The following is a 23,313-nucleotide window of genomic DNA, read 5'->3' as shown; positions in this document are numbered from 1 at the left end:
TTTGTTATGCTGGAATATTTAAAAAATTTTGATCCAGTAATACAGGCATTTATTGCGAGTTTTTTTACCTGGGGGCTAACCGCACTTGGCTCATCAATTGTTTTTCTCACCAAAGAGATGAACAAAAAATTGTTGAAAAGCATGCTTGGATTTGCTGGTGGTGTTATGATTTCAGCAAGTTTTTGGTCATTACTTGCACCATCTATTGAGATGATGAAAGGAAAAAATTTTCCATGGTTTCCCGCAATTGCAGGATTTTTAACAGGAAGTATATTTCTTTTGATTATTGACAGAATTCTTCCTCACCTCCATTTTGGTCTTGAAACAAGCGAAGCGGAGGGAATAAAAACAAGATGGCGCAGAACAACATTGCTTGTCCTTGCAATAACCCTACATAATATCCCAGAAGGTTTGGCTATCGGTGTTGCTTTTGGAGCGGTGGCTTCTGGGGCATCTTTTTATGGGGCGATAGCATTAGCAATTGGTATAGGAATACAAAATTTTCCCGAAGGGATGGCCATTTCCATGCCTTTAAAAGGAGAGGGGTTCTCTTCCTTGAGAAGTTTCTGGTATGGTCAACTATCTGCACTTGTTGAGCCAATTTTTGCGGTAATAGGTGCTTTTGCAACTTCTATTTTTAAATCAATTCTCCCATATGCTCTTGCTTTTGCAGCTGGGGCAATGATTTTTGTTGTTGTGGAGGAAATTATTCCTGAATCACAAAGAGGAGGAAATTCAGATCTTGCCACCATTTCCGCTATAATTGGATTTGCGGTTATGATGTTTTTAGATGTTGCTTTTGGATAAATTTATGTTATCAAACTTTCAATCATTTCTTTTGGTTTCTCCAGTTCCATTATCTCTAAAATTGTTGGTGCTATATTTCCTAAAACCCCTTTCTTCAAATTTACATCTAAACCAGCAACAATAAATGGAACTGGATTTTTTGTATGAGATGTTTTAATTTCGTTGCCATCGAACATTTCTTCCGCATTTCCATGGTCTGCGGTTATTATTGCAATACCTCTTTTGCTGAGAACTTTATCAACTAATTTTCCAATGCATTCATCCACTACTTCAATTGCCTTTAAAGTAGCATCCCATGAGCCAGTATGCCCAACCATATCTAGATTTGCATAATTTATAACAATAAAATCATATTTTTCCATATTTTTTAGTGCAATTTCAGTGATTTCATAAGCACTCATTTCAGGTTTCATATCATATGTTGCAACCTTGGGAGAAGGGGTAAGAATTCTTTCCTCTCCTTTAAATGCCTCTTCCCTCCCTCCATTAAAAAAATAGGTTACATGGGCGTATTTTTCTGTTTCTGCAATCCTAACTTGCTTTAGCCCGTTTAAAGAAATTATTTCACCGAGTGTATTATTTACAATTTGGCTCTCAAAGGCGGAAGGCACAGGCAGGGAAGTATCGTATTTTGTTAGAGTTACAAAATGGACTTTTATTGGCAAGCGAGGAAATGCATTAAAATCTTCCTTTACAAATACTTCAGTTAGCTGGCGGGCTCTATCAGGGCGGAAATTGAAGAATATAACAACATCTCCATTTTTTATTCTTCCCTTTTCATTTATTACCGTAGGACTTATAAATTCATCTGTTTCGCCTTGCATATAGGCTACTTTTATTCCTTCTTCCGCATTTATTACTTTTCTCCTCCTCCCCTTTACAAGCATATCATATGCTTTTTTTATTCTATCCCATCTTCTGTCTCTATCCATTGCAAAATATCTTCCGATTAAGCTCGCTATTTCACCCACTCCAATCTCGCTTATTTTATCTTCCAGTTGCTTTATATAACCAATTGCACTCTTAGGAGGAGTATCTCTTCCATCAAGGAAGGAGTGAATATATACTTCTTTTACTCCTTTAATTTTTGCCATTTCAAGAAGGCCATATAAATGCTCCATCATTGAATGAACTCCTCCATCTCCTATTAAGCCCATTAGATGCAACCTGCTTTTCTTTGCTCTTTTCATTGCTTCATTTAAAACCTTATTTTCAAAAAAATCGCCATTCTCAATGCTTTTCAAAATTTTAAGAGATTCCTGCTCAACAATTCTTCCCGCTCCTATATTTATATGCCCTACTTCTGAATTGCCAGCGAGCCATGAAGGTAAGCCAACATCCTCACCACTTGCTCCAAGCAATGTTTTAGAAAAGCTTCTCCAGTATCTTTCAAGATTTGGCTTCTTTGCATAATAAATCGCATTGCCTATTTTATTGTTTGTATATCCCCATCCGTCAAGTATGGCAAGTAAAATCATTCTTTCCTTTATAATTTACATAAATAAAAATTTTGGGAGGGCCCGGGCCGGGATTTCCACGCAACTTGCAGGCAAGCTGCATTTTGAACCCGGGTCAAGGGATCCACAGTCCCTTATGTTACCGCTACACCACCCAGGCCACAATTATGAAAAAAATTATTGATTAACAATTTTTAAATTTTTCTCCCTATCAAAATTTTAGTTATTGCAATACTTCAGAGCCAGAAAAGTTGCAGTAAGAGATGGGAGGTTGCAACCGCAACAATTGTGAAAGGAAGGCTTATCTTAAGGTATTCTTTCAATTTTATTTTATAACCATTCTTTTCCAGAATTCCGCAGGCAAAAACATTTGCGGTTGCTCCTACGGGCGTGATGTTCCCTCCTATGCCAGTGCCTATAAGCATGCCAAAGAGGAGAGGATAAGGAGAAATGTTTAATACGCTTGCTATTTGCCTGCATACAGGTATCATGATTATTGTATATGGAACATTATCGACAAATGAAGAGATTGCAACGGAAATCCAAACTAATATTGCAACCATTATGCTTGAGCTTTTTATTCCCAATTTTCCGAACCAGTTTGAAAAATCTCCCAGCAAGCCAGTTAGTTCAAGAGAGGAAACAACAACAAATATTCCTGTTATAAAAAAGAAAGAATTCCAGTCAAATTCAAAAATCATTTCTTTTATTTTTCTTCTTCCAAAAGCAAGAGATATTATACCAACAATTATACCAACAATTCCAACTCTTATTCCAAAATACGGGGCTATTGCGAGCGCTAAAACACCGCAGATGAAAATAATTGAAGGAATATAATCAACTTCTATTTTTTCATCCTCCATTTCAAAAGATTTATTCAATTTCCTAAAAATTAATAGAAGGGAAAGCAGAGCGAAAACAACTCCGAGAATAGATAATGTCCCAATACTCACCCTGTTAGAAAACCAGTAAAAATCAAAAAAATTCATTCCTGTTTCTATAGCAAGTATAATTGAAGGCGGATCCGCAACCATCGTAACTGTTGTTGCAACATTTGAACTTATGGCAATTGGGACAATATAATAGAAAAGATTTGATTTAAGTCTTTTTGCAACTTCTATTGCAACAGGAGCCATTATAAGAACAACTCCAACATTTTCCATGAAAGAGGAAATAAAAGCTGTTATGGCGCATAGAATAAAAATTACATATTTCTCTTTCTTAAATTTTTTTATTACTCTATGGGCAATAAGTGAAGGCATACCACTTTCTAAAAAGATATATGAAACCATCATAAAGCCCCAATAAATTGCCAAAACATCCCATTTAATTGCTTCAAAAAATGCGTATTTTGCGGGTACAATACCCAGCAAAACAAGGAAGATTGCAGAAGCAATTGCAAGATATGCTATTTTTATTTTTCTTGAAATTGCAATCGAATAGCATATAGCAAATATTGTTAATGCTATTATTTTTTCATACATTCATGAGGTATTTATTATCCATATATAACCTTTATATTGGTTAAATCCGTAATCTATAAAAAAGGAAAATTTATTTGTTTTAATGAAAAAGAAAAAGATTTCATTTATTGCGATTTCATTTGTCGCTTTATTAATAATCCTTATATCAGCCATTATCTTATTTTTTTATAAATTTCCTCATCCTTCTGAGGAAAGAAAGGTTATCGATGATAGAATAAGTCCTATGGAAAATCAAGCTCTCTATGTGGAGATATTGCGAATAAGAAATAGAAGCTTGATGGAAAAAATGCTAAGCTATGGAAGAAGCTGGAAAAATGCTCCATCATTTTATTATAAAATTGCTGTGGATGGGAGAGAAGTGAGCACTAAAGGTTATATAGGAGAAAGCGGAATTTATGAAACCTGGGATACTGCGGGATATGAAAGCGTTATGGTTTTTGATGTTGAGGAAGAAAAGGCATTTTCAGATGTAACAATTTCAATTATTGAAATAGAGAAGGGAATTTTTGGGGAGCAAGAAGTAGATAAAGAAAAAATAAGGTTAAGATATGATTATAGAATTGGCGAATGGAAAGGAGATGATTGTCTGAGAGATAATGATGGGCTGGGGCATTATTTGGGAGAAAACTATGAAATATGGTTTAATCTCTATCAAGCGGATTTTGATAATGATGGCATTCCCTATTGGACAGAAGTAAACATATTGGGAACAAATCCTCTTGAGGATGATAGAGAAACGGATTTTGATAATGATGGCATTCCTACTTCCTGGGAATGGCGTTATGGATATGATCCCTTTACTTATAATGAGCATAAAAATCTTGATCCAGATATAGACGGGCTTACAAATTATGAAGAATATTTGATGAGAAAATATTTTGCGGATCCGTTTCAACCAGATATTTATATAGAAACAGATGGAATGGAAAAGAGAGGTATTATTGACATTGAGCATGTATTTTATAAAGAATCCCAGCAAATGATAATTGAAAGGTTTGCACACCATGGAATAAATGTTTATATTGATGATGGATGGATGAAGCAGTATCCGAATGGCGGAGGGGAACTCTTACCCAATATAAAAAATCCGGATGATGTTATTGGGAAACAAATCCTAGCTTTTTATCGCGACCATTTTCCCGACGAGAGAAAGGGCATATTTAGATATGTAATAATTGGCTCAAGGGAGGACGGCGGAGGATTTGCCACACCTTTAAACTACAATAAGTTTGATACAATTTATACAAGCAATGATTTTAATTCAATTAAAAAGAGACTTGCATTTACTCCGAGAGAAATAAGAGTTATGCTGGCAAAAACTGTTTTACATGAGCTAGGTCATACCATCGGCCTTATGCCGGGCGTTTTCCCTGGTATAGATATTATGAGCAGAAGATTTGGTGATAGATATCCAAGCATGTCAGAAAAGGAATACAATAGCTATCTAAAAGATTATTATAGTGTGATGAATTATCAATATATCTATAACAAGCCATGGTTCTTTTCAAAAGATGGGAAATATCTTTTTGATTATTCTGATGGAAGCAATGGTCAATATGATTTCAATGATTGGGCACACATTTATTTGCCAACTTTCAAGATAGATATGCCTTTTTATGAAGATCCATTTATTGAAACCTTTGAAGATTTTAAGGTTGTTAATGAATACCCAGAAATTGATGGAAACTGGATTTTTAATCAAAATTTAACTGAAAAATATGGAAAAGAATTTTCAAAATTTGCAAAGGTAAAGAATGCGGATGTGGAAATTAAGATATATGTAAATGAAAAAAATAAAGAGGGTTATAATTTAAGGGTTTATGCGAAACCAAAAGTTGAACCAGTTTTTGCAATATATTCACTTGTTGCAGAAGGCAGAATATCAGATGGAAAAATAAGGATACATGATTTTTAATTCACATCATAAAATTTAAGTATTGTTTATTTATTCACCCGATATGAAAGAGATATCAAAAGAAGTAATATTGCCACCAGATGATTTCGTTAAAAGAGCATGGATAAAAGATAAAAAAGTTTATGAAGAAGGAGAGGACTATATAGCCTTCTGGGAAAAAAGAGCGAAAGAAATGGTTCATTGGTATAAAAAATGGGATAAAGTTTTGGATGCAAATCCTCCTTATTATAGATGGTTTATAAACGGGAAATTAAATGCTTCATATAATTGTATTGATAGATGGTTGAATGAGAAAGGAGATAAAATCGCATATATATGGGAAGGAGAAATGGGAGAAAATAAAAAAATAACATACAAGGAATTGCATCAGGAAGTATGCAAGTTTGCAAATGCCCTCAAAAGCATAGGGGTAAAAAAGGGAGATGTTGTAACAATCTATCTCCCGATGATCCTAGAATTGCCGATAGCTATGCTCGCCTGTGCCAGGATAGGGGCGCCCCACTCTGTTGTTTTTGCGGGCTTCAGCAGTGAGGCGCTGAAAGACAGGATGGAGGATGCGGGGTCGAGATACCTTATAACGTGTGATGGGTATTATAGGAGAGGAAAATTGATAAATCATAAGGAAAAGGCGGATGAGTGTATCAAAAATTTGCCTGTTGAGAAAGTGATTGTTGTTAAAAGAGGGGGCTTGAGTGTGGAGATGAAAGAAGGAAGAGATGTATGGTGGGATGAAATTATAAAAGGTATGCCAAGCGAATGTGAGCCGGAAGTGATGGATGCTTGCGACTTACTCTTTTTAATGTATACTTCCGGAACAACTGGAAAGCCAAAAGGAGTGATGCACAGTACAGGTGGCTATCTTGTTGGAGTTACAACAACAATGAAATGGGTTTTTGATATTAAAGATGAAGATATCTTTTGGTGCACCGCTGATATTGGATGGATTACAGGCCATAGCTACATTGTATACGGCCCTCTTGCAACTGGAACAACAAGTATAATATATGAAGGGGCTCCAGATTATCCTGATCCTGGTAGATGGTGGGAAATTATAGAGAAGTATAAGGTTACAATATTTTATACCGCACCAACCGCAATAAGAATGGCAATGAAATGGGGTGAGAAATGGCCAAATGAGCATGATTTGAGCAGTCTAAGATTGCTTGGCTCTGTTGGTGAGCCGATAAACCCTGAAGCATGGCTCTGGTATTATAATGTAATTGGCAAAAGAAGATGTCCGATTGTCGATACCTGGTGGATGACTGAAACTGGAATGCATTTAATAACCCCATTGCCAGGTATAACGCCCCTCAAGCCAGGCTCCGCAACATTCCCATTTCCAGGGCTTAAAGCGGAGGTGAGAGATGAAAATGGTGTATGCCCAGTTGGACAAAAAGGAGAGCTTGTGATAACAAGGCCATGGCCATCGATGCTTCTCGGCTTATATAAAGCGGATGATAAATATATTGAGGAATACTGGAGCAAATATGGCTATGATAAATTTTATACAGGGGATGGAGCATTCATAGATGAGAATGGTTATTTCTGGCTTCTCGGGAGAATCGGAGATATATTAAATGTTGCGGGTCATCGCCTTGGGACCGCTGAGGTGGAGAGTGCATTGATAACCCATCCAGCGGTTGCTGAAACTGCGGTTGTTGCAATATCTCATGAAATAAAGGGGCAAGCCCCTCTCGCATATGTTGTCCTCAGGGAAGGATTTAAGCAAAGCGATGAATTGAAGAAGGAATTGATAAAGCAGGTTGATAAGGTGATTGGCCCGACCGCAAGACCAGAGGATATAATATTTGTTGAAGATTTGCCAAAAACAAGGAGTGGTAAGATAATGAGAAGGCTGTTAAAGCAAATTGCAAATAATGAAAGGCTTGGTGATGTGACAACATTGAGAAACCCAGAAATTGTTGAGCATATAATAGAAGTATTCCAAAAGCGAAAAGTTTAGAAATATGAAATGTATATATATGTGATAAAATGGATAATGTTTCAATCACGATAGTGGCAATACTGCTATTCCTTTTTGCATGGTTCGGAGTGATGATTATAACAACCAAGCCAAAAGAGGAGGAAAAAGAGGAAAGGGTTGAAAAAGTTGAGAAAGTTGAAAAAGCGGGAGAAAAAAATGAAATAGAAATTTATAAAAAAAGAATAGAGGAGCTGGAAGGAAAAATAAAGAAAATTGAAGAAGAAAGGCCAGCGAATGAAAAATTGCTTTCATGGCTGACTGAATTATATAGGGAAAATGAGATTTTGAGGATGAGATTATCACAAGTTGGAAATCCCACGGGCGATTTAATGAAATATGAAAATGAAAAACTTTTACAGGAGCTGGAAAGTCATAAAAAGAAAATTGGAGAACTTGAAAATGAGATAAGAGAATTGAAAAATAGCATAAATTACTACAGGGATTTAGTAAGTAAATTGCAGGGGAGCTATACTGTTTTAAATAAATATAACTATAGAGTTTGCATAAGAGATATTGAAACTGGAGAGTATAAATATGAGCTTGTGAAGCTTCCACACGATTTTGATCCTTTCAATCCATCATATATAACAGGAGATGGGATTGAAGTTTATGAGGAATATGGAATAAGAATACCAACAAAATTGGGGGATATAATAAGAGAAGAATTCAAGAAAGATATTTTCAATGAAATTGAATTTAAATGAATTGGACAGAAAAATACAGGCCAAAAAGTTTAAAAGATATTGTCGGTAACTCTGAGGCAATTCTTGAACTAAAAAAATGGGCAGAAGAATGGGAAAGCAATAAGCCAGAGAAGAAAGCAGTAATATTATATGGCAAGCCAGGCGTAGGGAAAACATCTTCCGCATATGCCCTTGCAAATGATTTTGGATGGTATGTGATAGAACTAAATGCGAGCGATGAAAGAAGCAGAGGCGTTATTGAGGAGGTTGCGCTGGCGGGCGCGGTAAATGAAGCAATTGGCTATGGAACAAGCGGAGAATGGAAGGAGGGAGTGAAAAAACTCATTCTTCTTGATGAGGCGGATAATTTATATGAGAGAGAGGGTGATTTTGGAGGAAAGAAAGCAATAATAGAGACAATAAAGAAAAGCAAACAGCCGATAATAATTATAGCGAATGATTTATACGAGCTTTTTAGAAATGCGGAGGAGATGAGGAAAATTTGCAAGCTGATAGAATTCAAAAAGATAAGAAATGATGAAATTGTTGGTTTATTAAAAAAAATTTGTGCCAATGAGGGTATAATCTGCGATGAAAATTTACTTTATGTAATAGCAAATCGCAGTGGAGGAGATTTGAGAAGTGCAATAAATGATTTGCAATCAATATCATATAGCAAGAGAATAGGAAGGGAAATGCTCTCCTTCTTGGGATATAGGGATAGAGAAATGAATATTTTTGAAGGTATTATAAAGATTTTTGAGGCAAAGGATATTAAAAAAGCGGTAAGAACAGCAAGGGAGATTGATGAAGAACCCGAGAGCTTAATATTATGGATAGATGAAAATTTACCTCATCTATTTCATTTTTCAGATTTGCCATCCGCTTATTATTATTTATCAAGAGCGGATGTTTTTCTCGGTAGAAGATGGAAAAGGCAATATTATGGAATGTGGAGCTATGCAAGTGATTTGATGAGCGGGTGTGTCGCGATTTCAAGGAGAAAGGAGGTAAAAGGTAGGGCATGCTATTTTCCCCGCTGGTTGAGAGAGATGGCGAAAAGTAAGGCAATAAGGCAGGCAAAGCTGAGCGCAGCAAAGAAGATAGGAGAAAAAATTCATGCATCATCTAAAAAAACTCTTGAGATTGTCGAAATTTTGAGAAATTTGTTGATAAGTGATGAAGGAATAAAAATACTTGCAAAATTTGATTTAAGTGAAGATGAAATTTCCGCAATATTGAGCATAGATAAGGAAAAGGCTAGGGAAATATATGAAAATGTTAAAAAATATGAGATGAAGGGCAAGCAATCCTATCTTTTCCAGTTCTAGAAGCTAAAAGGTTTTATATGGAAAAAATTATCCAAATATGGATTATGAAATAGCTATAATTGGAGCGGGGCCCGCGGGTTGCTCCGCTGGCATATATGCGGGTAGAGGAGGGGCAAAGGCTGTTATTTTTGATAGGGGAATGGGAGGGGGGCTTGCAATAAATTCGCCTAAGATTGAAAATTATCCTGGATTTTTGAGCATAGGGGGAGTGGAGTTGATGGAAAGAATGAAGGAGCATGCCTCGCAGTATGCGGAAATGAGGCTTTTTGAAGAAGTAAAGGATATAAAGGTGGGAGAAGAAATTGAAGTTATAACCGATAAAGGAAGATACGGGGTTAAGGTGGTGATAATTTGCACTGGAACAGAGCCGAGAAAATTGAATGTTAAGGGCGAGAGAGAATTTAGTGGAAGAGGTGTTAGCTACTGCGCTACTTGTGACGGCCTCTTTTTCAAAGGAAAAAAAGTTGTGGTTGTTGGAGGAGGGAATAGTGCGGTAATAGAAGCAATATATCTTAGAAATATAGGGGTGGATGTAAGTATTGTTCATAGGAGGGACGAGCTGAGGGCGGAAAAGATAATTGAGGAAGAGGCAATAGAAAGAGGGATAAATTTTATATGGAATAGTGTGGTTGAGGAAATATTTGGAAAAGAAAAGGTGGAGGGGATTAAAATAAGGAATGTTAAGACAAATGAAGTTAAAGAAATGAGCATTGATGGAGTATTTGTTTCAATAGGGGAGGAGCCAAGAAATGAGATTGCTAAAAAAGTTGGTCTGGCTTTGGATGAACATGGTTTCATAAAAATAGATGATATGGGAAAGACAAATATTGATAAAATTTTTGCTGCGGGTGATATAACAGGAGGAGTAAGGCAGATAGTTGTTGCCTGCTCAGAAGGAGCAAAAGCTGCAATATCTGCAATGAAGGCCATAGGAAAAAGAAGCATATGGTAAATTATTTGAAAATCTTTGCTTTTCTATCGCTTCTAGCAAGCATCCTTTCCTACAAAAGGTGGTTTTACGATTTTTGCCCTTATATTTTTTCTCCCTATTATCTCTACTTCATTTCCAATGGTTATGAAAGATTTTCTTATGTAACCCATTGCTATGCCTTTCTTTAGGCAAGGAGAAAATCCTCCTGAAGTTACAATTCCTATTTTTTCATTTTCTTTAAATATATGCTCTCCATGTCTTGGTATTCCTGGACCAATGCATTCAAGGAAAGCAATTCTTTCATATTCTTCCCTTTTCTTGAATTCAATGAGAGCATTCTTTCCTATAAATTCGTGTTCCCAATCAATGCACCACTCTAAGCCCGCTTCTATTGGATTTCTTCCTCCAGAAAATTCATTTGAAGCAAACATAAATCCTTTTTCAAGCCTTAATGTATCCCTTGCAGCCAGCCCGATGGGCATTATACCATATTTATTTCCTTTTTGAAGCAAAGCCCTGAATATTTTTTCCGCTTCTTCAGCTGGAGAGATATACATTTCATATCCTTTCTCCCCGGTATATCCACTTCTTGACAATATGCATCTCCCATCAAAATCTATTTTAAATTGCTCCTTCTTCAGCTCGATGCATCCAAAAAGTGGCAGGCTGAAAGGAGAGATTATTTCCTGTAATGTTTCCTGCGATAGAGGGCCCTGCAGGGCTAATATTGAATAATTTTCATTTGCATCCTCTATATCAATTCCTTCTTCATTATTTTTTTCCATCCATTCAATTATCTTTTTTTGCATTCCAGAATTTGGAATAAATAAATGCTCATTTCCCAAATTAAAGAATAGCTCATCATCTATTATATGACCATTTTCATCAAGGAGCAGGGTATAAGCTCCCTTATCCTCGCTTATCTTTTCCCCTCTTTCAACGGTAATTTTACTTATGAAACTTTTTATATCTTTTCCTTTCAAAAAAATTTTTCCCATGTGGCTAACATCAAAAATTCCAACTTTTCTGCGAACATTTATATGCTCTTCATTTACAGAACTATATTTTAAAGGCATTTCATATCCCATGAAATTTGTAAAAGTTGCTCCAAGCTCTTTATGCAATTCATATAATGCGGTTTTCATGCGGAGTAAATATTAAAATACTTAAATTTTTATCTATGTAATGGTATTACCAGATGTTCAATCAAGAAAACCAGAGGCAAATTTCAAATTGACGAGAGTAGGTATTAAAGGAGTTAGAAAACCAGTTTGTATAAAAAGAAAGGAGAAAGTTGTAAATCTTATAGCAAACATTGACCTTTTTGTTGACTTGCCACCTACAAGAAAAGGAAGCGATCTCTCAAGAAATGCAGAAATAATAGAGGAAATAGTTGATATATCAGTGAGGCAACCATCTGGAAGTTTGGAAGATCTATGCGAAAAAATAGCGGAAGAAATGCTTTCAAGGCATGACTATGCAAGGAGGGCGGAAGTAAGAATTAGCTCAGATTATTTTCTTGAGAGATGCACGCCTAGCGGGAAAAAAAGCTTGGAGCCATATAAGATAATGGCGGTTGCAATAAGAGAAAGAGAAGGGGCAGTAAAAAAATTTATAGGGGTAGAAGTGGTAGGAATGACGGTTTGTCCATGTGCAATGGAAAATATAAAAGCCACTTACAGGGAAGCTTATTCTCACAACCAAAGAAATGTTGCAAGTGTTTTTATTGAAAATGACGGAAGCATAGATGCGGATGATATTATATCAATAATAGAAAAATCGATGAGTGCCCCTACTTTTGAAATATTGAAAAGAAAAGATGAGATGGAAATTGTTAGAAAAGCTCATGAAAACCCAAAGTTTGTTGAGGATGTTGTAAGAGATATTTTAAAAGAAATAGTTAATAGATACAAAAATCTTCCAGATAGCACGGTTGTTATTGCAAGAAGTGAAAGCCTTGAATCAATACATAAACATAATGCTTTTGCTGAAAGAATTACAACGCTAGGAGAGTTAAGAAAATAATTTAAATTGCTAAGCAATTATACTCAATGATTGGTATATGCGAACAACATGGCTTTTATAGAGGCGAGGAATGTCCATCATGTAAAAAGAAGGGAAAATTTTTGATGAATGATAAGGAAGCAAGGAAGTTGAGCAGTTTGATGGTTGGAATCCTTCGCCATTTCCCACAAAATTTTGATTTGGAGCTTGATAAAAATGGATGGATAGAAATAGAAAGAATGGCGGACGCAATAAAGGATAAAGTAGAGGGTTTTTACTGGGTAAGGAGGAAACACATTGAAGCGGTTGCAACAACTGATGAAAAGGGAAGATATCAGATAAAAAATGGAAGAATAAGGGCAACATATGCTCATACGATAGATGTTGATTTATCTGATTTGCCAGATGCGGATGTTGATGAGCTATATTATCCAGTAACTGAAGAGGAAGCGGAAATTGTCCTTGAGCAAGGATTATTTCCAGTTGATAGAAAGAAGGTTCATTTAAGTGGAAGCATAGAGAAGGCGGTTGAGGCGGGTAAAAGAAGATGTGAAAATCCAGTGATACTTAAGATAGATGTGAAGAAGATGCTGGAAGATGGTTTTAATATAAAGAAAGCGGGGAATGAGGTATATATAGCGGATAAAATAGATGGAAAATATATAAGCAGGTTAAATTAGATATAGAAATTAATTTAAACTTTTCATAAATAACAAAGCAATGGAAATCCTCTCGCCATTAGAAAAGCAATTACTAATTAAGCTAGCTGACAAAAATGGTAAAGCGAGCATTGAAGAGATTGAAATGGATATGGTTAAAGCAATGAACGCTGTTTCCTGGCTTCAGTCAAAGGGGCTTGTAATAACAGAGGAGAAAATTGTTAAAGAATATTCATTAACTCCTGAAGGAGAAAAATTTTTGAAGGATGGTTTGCCAGAGAAAAAAATAGAGGAAGGTGAAATAAGAGAGCTTGAGGAAAAATTTGGTAAAAAATTTTCAATTATGCTTGGTTGGGCTTTAAAGAAGGGATGGTGCGAAATAGATGAAATAGGCGACAAAAAATATCTCAAAATCACAAATAAAGGAAAAAAGGAAATGCAAGCAAGGCAGGTGGAGGAGGAGGCGCTTGATAAGATAAAAAAAGGCAATTATGATATAGATGAAGAAATTCTGAATATTTTGAAGAGAAGGGAGGCAATAAAAGAAAAGAAAAAAATCTCAAGGAGCATTGTTGTTACTGAAGAGGGATGGGAAGTTATAAGAAAAGGGATAAAATTTGAAGATGAAATTTCTCAATTAACTCCAGAAATGCTAAAAAATGGAAGCTGGAGAGAAAAAAAATTCAGAAAATATGATATAAGAGCATTTTCTCCTTCCATATATCTAGGAAAAATGCATCCATTAACTCAGATCATAGAAAAAATAAGGAAAATATTTTCCTCAATGGGATTTAAAGAAATAAAGGGGAGCTATGTTGAATCTTCTTTCTGGAACATGGATATCCTTTTCATACCTCAAGACCACCCCGCAAGAGATATGCAGGACACATTTTATTGCAGGAATCCAAGCAAAATAGAAGTAGATGAAAAAATGCTTGATATTGTTGCGGAAATACATGAAAGTGGAGGAAAAACTGGCTCAAAGGGATGGGGATATAAATTTAATAAGGAAGAAGCAAAAAGAGCAATTTTAAGAACTCATACAACTGTAAATACAATACGATATTTAATAAATAATCCTTCTCCTCCAGCAAAAGTTTTTTCAATAGAAAAGGTTTTTAGGAGAGAAAATATAGATGCGACACATCTTCCGGAATTCCATCAGATTGAAGGGATAGTTTATGAAGAAGATGCAAATTTTTGTATGCTAAAAGGAATATTGAGAGAATTTTATTCAAGAATTGGATTTGAAAATATAAGATTTCGTCCTTCTTATTTTCCTTATACTGAGCCATCAATGGAAATTGAAGTGGAACTTAATGGAAAATGGATTGAAGTTGGTGGATCGGGAATTTTCAGGCCGGAAGTTACTGAGCCATTTGGAATAAAATATCCTGTGCTTGCTTGGGGGCTTGGGCTGGAGAGGATAGCTATGAATTTGCTCGGGCTGAATGATATAAGGATGCTTTATTTCAGTGATATAGGATGGCTTCGCTCATTGCCTCTGCTTTAATTTTTTTAGCAAGTGCTTCAATAAATCTGTTCTTGTCACAATTCCTTTTATTTTTTCATCTCCTCCAACTATTGGCAGGCATCCAACCTCATTCTTCATCATTATCTGTGCAGCTTCTTTTATAGTTATTGTATCTTTTGCGGTTATTGCTGGGCTTTTCATTACATCTCCTACAAGTAAATTCTTTATATGAGAGCCCTGCTTTCCCAGTGATATACCCTTCTTAAGTTTTGCAAAAGCATTTGCAATTTCCCAGTCGGATATTATTCCAATTACCTTGCCATTCTCAACTACAGGAATTCTCGCTATATTTTTATCAATCATCAATCTTCTTGCATGAATCACCCTATCTTCCCTGGAAACTGAAATTACAGGAAAAGTCATTATCTCCTTTATGTTCTCATCCCCCTCAACAAGAGGTAGCAAATCCGCTTTTGTTACCACCCCCACAAGATGCTCATTTGAAACAACAGGAAGCATTGTCGGCCCGGGCTCACCAACTGTTTCAAGAATTTCCTCAATTGGCGTATCAGGAGAAACAACATCAAATTTCTTTTCCATAACAGTCATCGCACGCAAGCGGGCGGGAGTAACACCTCTGCTCCTTATACTTCCAAGCTTATCCGCTATCTCATTATCAGTTACTATGCCAACAATTTTCCCATCTTCAATTACCGGGGCTTTTGTTATCTTATATTTTCCCATCAGTTGAAGTATATAATCAACATCATCTCTCTTATTTACATAAATAACTCCTTTTGTCATTATATCCTTTACTTTCATAAAATCACCTTAAATTTCAGCACAAAATTCGCAGAGCATTCTTCCATCTACTTCTATAAGTTTGTCCGTGGCCATCCCGCATTCCTCGCATTTTCCAGGCATGCCCTCTTTTCTTTCATAATCAATTCTTTCCTTTGTTATTTTTGCCCATTCTTCGATCAAATCAATGAATAAAGGAGAAAATTGAACAATATCTCTTTCAGTTATCATTCCAACTAATTTTCCATTCTCAACAACCGGCAATCTTCTTATTCTGTTTTCCCCGAATAATTTCAATGCTTTTTCAACTTTTTCGTTTGGAGATATGCTAATCAAAGGAGAACTCATAACATCCTTTACTTTTGTTTTTGAAGCATCTTTTCCTTCTGCAACAATTTTTTTCAAGATATCGCTTTCAGTAAGTATTCCAACAGGTTTTCCATTTTTAACAACAACCACACTCCCAACCTTTTCTGCTTTCATTTCCTTTGATGCTTCAAGAACAGTTGCATCACCTTTTATTATAACCGGACTCCTGCTCATTATGTCCTTTACAAGTATTTCCTTCTTCATCAATTGATATTAAAATACAAATAAAAAACTTTTCTATATTCTTCAATATCTTTACCTTTTGGATCAAGAATATTTAATTCAATTTTTTTTCTTTTGGAGTTATCAGGCATCCATCAAAACAACCCATCTTTACAATAATATCAAATTTCTCTTTTTTTCATCGATTTTGCCCGCTGGCTTTATTCCACTCTCGCCATCCGGCTCCTAGGATTTTTCATGCAAAGAACCTTCTTTGCTTTAGCTTTTGTTTCATTTATTGTGCTATCGAGCCAGGCATCGCTTACACCTTCATTTTTGATGAATCAACTTTGTTTGCAAACTTCACATTAAGTATCCTGATATAGGAGATAAAATTGAAAATTAATAGAGCTATAAAACTTTTCTCTTATTCTTCACCTTAATCTGGCCAAGCTCTAACCCGATTTTTTAATTAACTCAGCCTCCTTGGTAAAGTTTTTTCGTGTAATTTTATCGCTGAGAGAGAATATTAAAGAAAAAAAATGCTATTATTCTTCTCCACGCGGGCAGCCGCTCAACAGGTATAAAAACACCGCTGATGAAAACCAAAGGGAATCTTATCAAGGAAAATAACATCTGGGTTGTAGCAGGAATATCTGTTGGTGGATAAAAGAATGCTTAAGGCGGAAAAACAAAAGCTTGCAATAATCAAGCCAAAAAAGAAGAGAGCATGTCTCCAAAAATAATTGCAGATTGAAAAAGGGCTGCATAAAAGTCTTTCAAGGTTTTTGAGCGAGTTTCCCATGGAATAATGATAGGGCCTACTGATGTTGATGTGAAAAAAAGTGGAAATATTAATCCGAAAATAATAACTAGCCATTTCAAATAATAAATTTTTATATTCTTTTTTGCAATAACAAATCGCCTAAATTGCTCTGTAATTTTATAAAAACATCCTCAAGCGATGAATTCAACTAAAAATTCTATTATCGCTGAGGGTTAGATGTATAAATCCTGATTTTCTGAAATTTCTTCAATGCTCTGGCGCCTAAGATTTTCGGGTGTATCTGTGACTGCTATTTTACCGTGGTTTATTATTGCTATTCTATGGCATAACTGGTTTACCTCTTCCTATTGTGACTTGAAAAAAGTTTTCCCTTCTTTATTCCCGCATAAATCTAGCACTCTCACCATCAACCCCTGAAGTAGGCTCATCTAGAAAAAGCACTTCTAGATCATTCACTAAAGCCATACATAATAGAAGTTTCTGCTTCATTCCTTTCTAAAATCCTCTGACAATTTTGTCCTTAAATTCATATAGACCAAATTCTTTCAAAAGTTTGCCCGCTTTTTCACTCCAATGTATTGCTTAGCCTATATAGGATTATTTATAGCATCATACCCCATTATCGATGTACTCCCTTCATCAGGTTTTCTTCCCCACTCAGGCCAAGGAAACAAAAGATTTCACTTTTTAATGTTGAAGCTTATATGGTTCACCGCTATCACATCTCCAAAACTTTTTGTTAAATTTTGAAATATTGCAGATTCCATAATTTAACCTCCATCACCTACTTTTTCAAAATTTTCAAGGTAGAAATCTAATAGGTCATCGAAGAGTTTTTTTCCTCTTTATAATTGATTCAAGCTTTTTAGAGCTTCAACCCCTTTACTTGTCATATTATATATCCTTCTATCTGGCCAACATTCTTCTTTCCTCACTTGGATTGGAGCAAAACCCTTTCCCCCATTCTTCTTAAAAGAGTGTAGAGCGAGCCTGACTCAAGCTTATGACATCAGCAACTTCTTTCCTTAATTTCTTCTAATAGCTTGTAGCCGTGCATTGGCTTTTCATAGAGTATTTGCATGAGAAGGAATTGTATCCATCCTCGATCAGGATAATCATGCCAGCAAGCATGATTTTTGAGATCTTCAAGAAATCTTTTAATGCAACAAATTTTTATATCGGATTTTATTTTTTACTGGGCTCGTAGCTCAGCTAGGTAGAGCAGCAGGCTCTTAACCTGTTGGCCAGGGGTTCGAATCCCCTCGAGCCCGCTTCTCCAAAAAGTTTTTTTATTGATTTTTATTAATCATGAAAAAAATGAAACCAAAAATTGCAATTGTGAGCGTATATGATAAAAAAGGAATAGAAGATTTTTGCAGAGAATTAATAAAAAATGAAGTTAGCATATATGCGTCTCAGGGAACAAAAAAATATTTAGATGAGAGAGGAATTAAAGTAAAAAGTATATCCCGTTATACAGGCTTTTCAGAATTGCTCGGAAGTAGGATAAAAACCCTTAGCACAAAATTGCACTCCGCAATTCTTGCAAGAGATGAAGAGATAGAGGAGTTAAAAAAGAAAGGAATTGAACCAGTTGATATGGTTGTTTGCAACTTTTATCCCTATGAGCTGGGAATTGATGAAATGGACATTGGTGGGCCCGCGATGGTGAGGGCTGCCGCAAAAAACTGGAGGAGAATCGTCGTAATTTCTTCTCCTTCTCAGTATGAAATAGCAAAAAGGTATTTGAGAAAGGGATTTGATGAAAAAATCAGGTTGAAATTTGCAATTGAAGCCCTTCAGAAAACTTCCTATTATGATGCAATGATTTTGAGAAAGTATGAGAAAAATTTTCCTTCTATACTGTGCCTGCCCTTTGTTAAAAAAGCGGATTTGAGATACGGAGAAAATCCTCATCAAAAAGCATCTTTCTATGTAAAAGAAAATGCTGGCAAAGTTTGTATTTCAAATGCTGTTCAGCTACAGGGAAAGGAGCTTTCATATAACAACATTTTAGATGCAAATCATGCGATTGAGTGCTTGAAGGAATTTGATGAGCCAACTGTTGTTATTGTAAAGCATGCAACTCCCTGCGGAATTGCTTCTTGTGAAAAAATAGATGAGGCATGGAAAAAAGCATTTGAAACAGATACATATTCTCCATATGGAGGGATTGTTGCGGTAAACAGGAAAATTGATGCAAACTTGGCAAATGAAATGAGCAAAATTTTTCTTGAAGTTATTATAGCCCCTTCTTTTAGCAAGGAAGCTTTGCAAATATTCAAGGATAAAAAAAATTTGAGGCTTTTACAAATAAGTGGGCTTGGAAAGGAAAAGAGGAAAAAGGAAATTGAATTAAGAAGTGTAGAAGGAGGGCTTCTTGTTCAAGAAAAAGATGTAAAAAGAATTGATCCAAGGGAATGGAAAACGGTGAGCATAAAAAAGCCAAGCAAAGAAGATATATCATCAATGGTTTTTGCGGTTAGATGCGTTAGGCATGTTAAATCAAATGCGGTTGTTTTTGTTAAAGATAAAAGTACTGTAGCAATAGGAGGAGGGCAGACATCAAGAGTTGATGCGGTATGGATTGCAACATTTAAGGGAAAAGAAAGAATAAAAGGTTCAATAATGGCTTCTGACGCCTTTTTCCCTTTTAGAGATGCGGTTGATGAAGCTGCAAAAGCGGGTGTGAGGGTAATTGTCCAGCCAGGAGGTTCAATAAGAGATAAGGAAGTTATTGAAGCAGCAAATGAGCATAATTTAATAATGGTATTTACTGGACAGAGATGCTTTTTGCATTGATAAAACTTAAAAATAAGGAAACATTACTTCTTGATGGAAGGAATAAAATATTCAACAGTTAAAGAAATAAAAGGCCCACTCCTCATTGTGGAAGGGATTGGAGAAGTAGGTTATGGGGAAATTGTAAAAATTAAAGGGGATGGTGAGAGATTAGGACAGGTGCTTGAAGCAAGTGAAGGAAAAGCAGTCATTCAGGTTTTTGAAGGAACTCGTGGTTTAGATGTAAAAAATACTTCTGTAAATTTTACTGGAAAGCCAATGGAGATAGGTATAAGTGCAGAAATGCTTGGAAGAATATTCAATGGTATGGGCTTGCCCATAGATGGCTCCCCTCCTCCAATACCAGATGAAATAAGGAATGTAAATGGTTATCCAATAAATCCTTCAGCAAGAGAATATCCTCGCGACCCGATCCAGACAGGAATTTCAACAATAGATGGAATGAATACGCTGGTTAGAGGCCAAAAATTGCCAATTTTCAGCGGTGCGGGATTGCCACATAATGAGCTCGCCGCCCAGATAGCGAGGCAGGCAAAAGTGGGTGGAGAAGAAAATTTTGCGGTCATTTTCTGTGCAATGGGAATAACTGCTGAAGAATCTGATTTCTTTATTAAGGATTTTGAGGAAACAGGAGCGATTGAAAGAAGTGTTCTTTTCTTAAATCTTGCAAATGATCCAACAATTGAGAGATTGATTGCTCCAAAAGTTGCTCTTACAACCGCGGAATATCTTGCTTTTAACAAAGGTATGCATGTTTTGGTTATACTTACTGACATGACAAATTATGCAGAAGCATTGCGTGAAATATCCGCAGCAAGAGAGGAAGTTCCAGGGAGGAGAGGGTATCCAGGGTACATGTACACTGATCTGGCACAAAATTATGAAAGAGCGGGAAGAATTATTGGAAAGAAAGGATCAATAACCCAGATACCAATTCTTACAATGCCAGATGATGATATAACCCACCCAATTCCAGATTTAACAGGGTATATAACGGAAGGGCAAATTGTCCTGTCAAGGGAACTTCACAACAAGGGAATATATCCTCCGGTTGCGGTTTTGCCATCCTTATCACGCCTGATGGCGGAGGGGATAGGAAAGGGAAAAACAAGAGAAGACCATCATGCTCTTTCAAATCAGCTGTATGCTGCTTATGCGGAGGGGTGCGATTTGCGGGACTTGGTTGCGGTTGTAGGTGAGGAAGCTCTTACTGATAGGGATAGAAAATATCTGGAATTTGCGGATGATTTTGAGGATAAGTTTGTTAGGCAGGGGAGGGATGAGAACAGGACATTTGAGGAAACTCTTGATCTGGGCTGGAAACTCCTTTCAAGATTTCCAAAGGGCGAGCTGAAGAAAATAGATGAAAAGTATATAGAGAAGTATTATAGAGCATGACGAAAAAAGTTATAGAGGATGTTAAGCCAACAAGGATGGAACTTCTGCAAGTGAAGAAGAGGAAGGAACTTGCGGTTAAAGGACATAAACTGCTGTCTGAGAAAAGGGATGCTCTTGTAGCTTCTTTCCTTGAGTTAATAAAAAAGAGGAAGGAAAAGAGGAAGGAGCTAGAGGAGATGATAAATAGTGCTTTAAAGGCGATTGTGAAGGCAGAAATGGTTTTGGGTGAGGAAAAGGTAAAAAGATTGGCAGAAGCAATTCATAGGGAAAGAAAATTGATATCAGGTGGGAGAAATATTATGGGTGTGAGCATACCAGAACTAAGGCTAGAAGAAAAAGAAAATTTTTCTTATAGTTTGTTTTCTACTTCAAGTGAGTTTGATGAATCTGTTAAAAAAGCAGAGGAGCTGATGAATAAAATAGTTGAGGTGGCGGAAATAGAAGCAAGCATACAATTGCTAGGAAGGGAAATAGAAAAGACAAAAAGAAGAGTAAATGCTCTTGAATACATATTCATACCTCGCCTTAAGAACACTATTTCTTATATAGAAAGACAGCTTGAGGAGATGGAGAGAGAAGACTTTTTCAGAAGGAAAAGGATAAAATATTTACTTGGAAAATATGAAGATTGAAGAAGATGAAATATTAGGAAGATTTTTTGACACACCGGAGAAAAAAGCAAAGTGGATAAAAAGAATATTTTATCTATACCTTGCATGGATTGTTTTATTTATATCTGGATTGATTTTCTGGCTGATAAAAGTTTTAGCGGAATGATGCAAAAATTTTAAATAAATGGGCATTTTTATTATTGAGGAGAAAATGAAAGCAAATTATATGATTGTATTTGGTCTTCTTGTCTTAGGAGTAGCTTTAGCAATAAATGCCATTGCCCACTCACCAATCCATATAAATGGAAATGAGGATTTTGCAAGTCAAGCAATTCAAAATGGCTGGCCAGGCAACGGAAGCCCGGGAAATCCATATATAATCCGGAATTATGAGATAAATGCATTAAGTGAGGATGGAATTAGAATAGAAAACACGAATGTTTATTTTATGATAAGAAATTGCAAGATTTATAACGGGAAGAGAGGCATATATTTCAAAAATGTTACAAACGGGATAGTTGAAAATGTGGATTGCTATGAAAATCTTGAAGGTATAGCTTTTAATGGCTCAACAAATAATCAGATAAGGAATAGCAATTTTTACAATAATCATTATGGTGGAATTTACTTTTACTATTCAACAGGAAATTCAATATCTGATTGCAATTCTTACAAAAATGATGGATATGGAATCGGTTTAGATAACTCTCAAAATAATATAATAAGAAATTGCAATATTTATGAAAATAGCAATGGGATAATTTTGTATTCGTCCAACAAGAATACAATTGAAAACTGCAATTCTTTTAATCATTATTATTATAAAGCATTTTATGCATTTCGCTCGAAAGAGAATATCATAAAAGCCTGCTCTTTCTATAATAATTCAGCTGGCATTCATCTTTATCTTTCAGATAAAAACAGCATTAATAATTGCAACTTTTTCTCAAATCAGGAAAATGATTTAATTTTTGCTGAGAGCAACAATAATGATTTGCAAAGATGCAAATTTTCATCCATTTTTCCAACAAATTTAACAATCAATAGCTATTCCGGAAATCTAACTATTAAAGGTATAACAACATCTCCTCCTGATCCAGAAGGATGGAGAAATATAGGCAAATATATAGAAGCAAAAGGGGAAAGATGGGCAAACATATCAATATATTATGAAGATGAAAAATATGAAGATTATCTTGAAATGCTTAAATATGATGGCAAGGAGTGGCTTAAAAATGGATGGTATAAAGAAAAAGGGATAAACAAGCAGGCAAACTATGTATGGGCAAATATAACTTCATTTAGCATTTTTGCCCCAATGCAAGAACTCCTTCCTTTAGAGGTAAGAATATTAAAGCCAGGAAATGCATTGTATATAATGGATAGGGAAATAATTCCATTGCCAGAGCCATTTATAATAGGCGAGTTTACAGTTGAAGCAACCGCAAATTCAAGCATAGGAATTGCAAAAGTTGAGTTTTATATCGATGGGGTGCTTAAATTTAATGATACAAGTGAGCCATATTCATGGATATGGAGCGATTTTTCATTTGCAAATCATGAAATAAAAGTTGTTGCATGGGATAATATCGGACAAAACAAAACAGATAAAATAAGAGCTTATAAAATATTTTGAAGAGCTGGCCAAAAACAA

General features: G+C 35.6%; 19 protein-coding genes and 2 tRNA genes. 15 read left to right on the top strand and 6 right to left on the bottom strand.

Annotation, left to right across the window (positions count from 1 at the left end):
- Positions 1–6: 6 nt before the first annotated feature.
- A complete protein-coding gene (locus H5T44_01205; GenBank protein MBC7080862.1) occupies positions 7–807 on the top strand; it encodes a ZIP family metal transporter in 801 nt (266 codons plus the stop codon).
- Between the two features lie 2 nt (positions 808–809).
- On the opposite strand, the gene H5T44_01200 is transcribed toward H5T44_01205, so the two are convergent.
- The 3 genes from H5T44_01200 to H5T44_01190 all read right to left on the bottom strand — a co-directional run bounded on the left by H5T44_01200 (position 810) and on the right by H5T44_01190 (position 3,748).
- Positions 810–2,285 carry a 2,3-bisphosphoglycerate-independent phosphoglycerate mutase gene (locus H5T44_01200; GenBank protein MBC7080861.1) on the bottom strand — a complete coding sequence of 492 codons (1,476 nt, stop codon included), beginning with the start codon at positions 2,283–2,285 and terminating at the stop codon, positions 810–812.
- 39 nt (positions 2,286–2,324) lie between these two features.
- Positions 2,325–2,424: transfer RNA gene (locus H5T44_01195), tRNA-His, on the bottom strand.
- A gap of 76 nt (positions 2,425–2,500) precedes the next feature.
- The gene (locus tag H5T44_01190) at positions 2,501–3,748 is read right to left on the bottom strand and encodes a hypothetical protein (protein MBC7080860.1); all 1,248 of its coding nucleotides are present in this window, start codon (positions 3,746–3,748) and stop codon (positions 2,501–2,503) included.
- A gap of 82 nt (positions 3,749–3,830) precedes the next feature.
- Here H5T44_01190 and H5T44_01185 point away from each other — a divergent pair, with 82 nt between their 5' ends.
- Genes H5T44_01185 through trxB form a run of 5 tightly spaced genes read left to right on the top strand, consistent with a single transcriptional unit; the run spans position 3,831 to position 10,613 of the window.
- Positions 3,831–5,663: a hypothetical protein gene (locus H5T44_01185; protein MBC7080859.1), complete on the top strand. Its 1,833-nt coding sequence runs from the start codon at positions 3,831–3,833 to the stop codon at positions 5,661–5,663.
- A gap of 43 nt (positions 5,664–5,706) precedes the next feature.
- A complete protein-coding gene (gene acs / locus H5T44_01180) occupies positions 5,707–7,626 on the top strand; it encodes an acetate--CoA ligase (protein ID MBC7080858.1) in 1,920 nt (639 codons plus the stop codon).
- A 29-nt stretch (positions 7,627–7,655) separates the two neighbouring features.
- Positions 7,656–8,351: a hypothetical protein gene (locus tag H5T44_01175; protein ID MBC7080857.1), complete on the top strand. Its 696-nt coding sequence runs from the start codon at positions 7,656–7,658 to the stop codon at positions 8,349–8,351.
- Positions 8,348–9,661 carry a replication factor C large subunit gene (locus H5T44_01170; GenBank protein ID MBC7080856.1) on the top strand — a complete coding sequence of 438 codons (1,314 nt, stop codon included), beginning with the start codon at positions 8,348–8,350 and terminating at the stop codon, positions 9,659–9,661. Before H5T44_01175 ends, H5T44_01170 begins: the two co-directional genes overlap by 4 nt.
- Before the next feature lie 37 nt (positions 9,662–9,698).
- Positions 9,699–10,613: a thioredoxin-disulfide reductase gene (gene trxB, locus H5T44_01165; protein ID MBC7080855.1), complete on the top strand. Its 915-nt coding sequence runs from the start codon at positions 9,699–9,701 to the stop codon at positions 10,611–10,613.
- A 32-nt stretch (positions 10,614–10,645) separates the two neighbouring features.
- On the opposite strand, the gene gcvT is transcribed toward trxB, so the two are convergent.
- Entirely contained in the window at positions 10,646–11,737 is a 1,092-nt protein-coding gene (gcvT, locus tag H5T44_01160) for a glycine cleavage system aminomethyltransferase GcvT (protein ID MBC7080854.1), read from the bottom strand.
- A 40-nt stretch (positions 11,738–11,777) separates the two neighbouring features.
- On the opposite strand from gcvT, the gene H5T44_01155 reads away from it, so the two are divergent.
- From H5T44_01155 to H5T44_01145, 3 genes are read left to right on the top strand one after another with little or no spacing between them, the layout of a single operon-like run.
- Entirely contained in the window at positions 11,778–12,617 is an 840-nt protein-coding gene (locus H5T44_01155) for a GTP cyclohydrolase I FolE2 (GenBank protein MBC7080853.1), read from the top strand.
- Positions 12,618–12,643: 26 nt separating this feature from the next.
- Positions 12,644–13,276, top strand: coding sequence for an RNA 2'-phosphotransferase (locus tag H5T44_01150; protein MBC7080852.1), 633 nt, complete (start codon positions 12,644–12,646; stop codon positions 13,274–13,276).
- Between the two features lie 40 nt (positions 13,277–13,316).
- Positions 13,317–14,768 carry a phenylalanine--tRNA ligase subunit alpha gene (locus H5T44_01145; GenBank protein MBC7080851.1) on the top strand — a complete coding sequence of 484 codons (1,452 nt, stop codon included), beginning with the start codon at positions 13,317–13,319 and terminating at the stop codon, positions 14,766–14,768.
- Here the strand turns inward: H5T44_01145 and H5T44_01140 are convergent.
- Both H5T44_01140 and H5T44_01135 read right to left on the bottom strand, forming a co-directional pair.
- Entirely contained in the window at positions 14,751–15,551 is an 801-nt protein-coding gene (locus H5T44_01140; GenBank protein MBC7080850.1) for a CBS domain-containing protein, read from the bottom strand. The genes H5T44_01145 and H5T44_01140 overlap by 18 nt on opposite strands.
- 9 nt (positions 15,552–15,560) lie before the next feature.
- Entirely contained in the window at positions 15,561–16,103 is a 543-nt protein-coding gene (locus tag H5T44_01135) for a CBS domain-containing protein (GenBank protein MBC7080849.1), read from the bottom strand.
- 1,942 nt (positions 16,104–18,045) lie between these two features.
- On the opposite strand from H5T44_01135, the gene H5T44_01130 reads away from it, so the two are divergent.
- The 6 genes from H5T44_01130 (at position 18,046) to H5T44_01105 (ending at position 23,295) form a co-directional block, all read left to right on the top strand.
- Positions 18,046–18,119 (top strand) — tRNA-Lys (locus H5T44_01130).
- Between the two features lie 46 nt (positions 18,120–18,165).
- A complete protein-coding gene (purH, locus tag H5T44_01125) occupies positions 18,166–19,650 on the top strand; it encodes a bifunctional phosphoribosylaminoimidazolecarboxamide formyltransferase/IMP cyclohydrolase (protein MBC7080848.1) in 1,485 nt (494 codons plus the stop codon).
- A 33-nt stretch (positions 19,651–19,683) separates the two neighbouring features.
- Complete coding sequence (locus H5T44_01120) at positions 19,684–21,048, top strand: V-type ATP synthase subunit B (protein MBC7080847.1); 1,365 nt, start codon at positions 19,684–19,686, stop codon at positions 21,046–21,048.
- On the top strand, positions 21,045–21,680 hold the full coding sequence (locus tag H5T44_01115) for a V-type ATP synthase subunit D (protein ID MBC7080846.1): 636 nt from the start codon (positions 21,045–21,047) through the stop codon (positions 21,678–21,680). Before H5T44_01120 ends, H5T44_01115 begins: the two co-directional genes overlap by 4 nt.
- Positions 21,670–21,825, top strand: a complete 156-nt coding sequence (locus tag H5T44_01110) for a hypothetical protein (GenBank protein MBC7080845.1) — start codon at positions 21,670–21,672, stop codon at positions 21,823–21,825. Before H5T44_01115 ends, H5T44_01110 begins: the two co-directional genes overlap by 11 nt.
- Positions 21,826–21,870: 45 nt before the next feature.
- A complete protein-coding gene (locus H5T44_01105) occupies positions 21,871–23,295 on the top strand; it encodes a right-handed parallel beta-helix repeat-containing protein (GenBank protein MBC7080844.1) in 1,425 nt (474 codons plus the stop codon).
- The last annotated feature ends 18 nt before the right edge of the window (positions 23,296–23,313 follow it).

This window comes from Thermoplasmatales archaeon (assembly GCA_014361195.1).
Classification (GTDB): Archaea; Thermoplasmatota; E2; order UBA202; family JdFR-43; genus JACIWB01.
The sequence above is the reverse complement of the archived record's forward strand: the minus strand, read 5'-3'. Positions and strand labels throughout refer to the sequence as shown.

Coding starts and splice junctions, on each gene's coding strand:
- H5T44_01135 (MBC7080849.1), bottom strand. CDS start 16,103: ATGAAGAAGGAAATACTTGTAAAGGACATAATGAGCAGGAGTCCGGTT.
- H5T44_01205 (MBC7080862.1), top strand. CDS start 7: ATGCTGGAATATTTAAAAAATTTTGATCCAGTAATACAGGCATTTATT.
- H5T44_01170 (MBC7080856.1), top strand. CDS start 8,348: ATGAATTGGACAGAAAAATACAGGCCAAAAAGTTTAAAAGATATTGTC.
- H5T44_01175 (MBC7080857.1), top strand. CDS start 7,656: ATGGATAATGTTTCAATCACGATAGTGGCAATACTGCTATTCCTTTTT.
- trxB (MBC7080855.1), top strand. CDS start 9,699: ATGGATTATGAAATAGCTATAATTGGAGCGGGGCCCGCGGGTTGCTCC.
- H5T44_01155 (MBC7080853.1), top strand. CDS start 11,778: ATGGTATTACCAGATGTTCAATCAAGAAAACCAGAGGCAAATTTCAAA.
- H5T44_01115 (MBC7080846.1), top strand. CDS start 21,045: ATGACGAAAAAAGTTATAGAGGATGTTAAGCCAACAAGGATGGAACTT.
- H5T44_01140 (MBC7080850.1), bottom strand. CDS start 15,551: ATGAAAGTAAAGGATATAATGACAAAAGGAGTTATTTATGTAAATAAG.
- H5T44_01110 (MBC7080845.1), top strand. CDS start 21,670: ATGAAGATTGAAGAAGATGAAATATTAGGAAGATTTTTTGACACACCG.
- H5T44_01105 (MBC7080844.1), top strand. CDS start 21,871: ATGAAAGCAAATTATATGATTGTATTTGGTCTTCTTGTCTTAGGAGTA.
- H5T44_01145 (MBC7080851.1), top strand. CDS start 13,317: ATGGAAATCCTCTCGCCATTAGAAAAGCAATTACTAATTAAGCTAGCT.
- purH (MBC7080848.1), top strand. CDS start 18,166: ATGAAACCAAAAATTGCAATTGTGAGCGTATATGATAAAAAAGGAATA.
- H5T44_01185 (MBC7080859.1), top strand. CDS start 3,831: ATGAAAAAGAAAAAGATTTCATTTATTGCGATTTCATTTGTCGCTTTA.
- H5T44_01200 (MBC7080861.1), bottom strand. CDS start 2,285: ATGATTTTACTTGCCATACTTGACGGATGGGGATATACAAACAATAAA.
- H5T44_01190 (MBC7080860.1), bottom strand. CDS start 3,748: ATGTATGAAAAAATAATAGCATTAACAATATTTGCTATATGCTATTCG.
- gcvT (MBC7080854.1), bottom strand. CDS start 11,737: ATGAAAACCGCATTATATGAATTGCATAAAGAGCTTGGAGCAACTTTT.
- H5T44_01120 (MBC7080847.1), top strand. CDS start 19,684: ATGGAAGGAATAAAATATTCAACAGTTAAAGAAATAAAAGGCCCACTC.
- H5T44_01150 (MBC7080852.1), top strand. CDS start 12,644: ATGATTGGTATATGCGAACAACATGGCTTTTATAGAGGCGAGGAATGT.
- acs (MBC7080858.1), top strand. CDS start 5,707: ATGAAAGAGATATCAAAAGAAGTAATATTGCCACCAGATGATTTCGTT.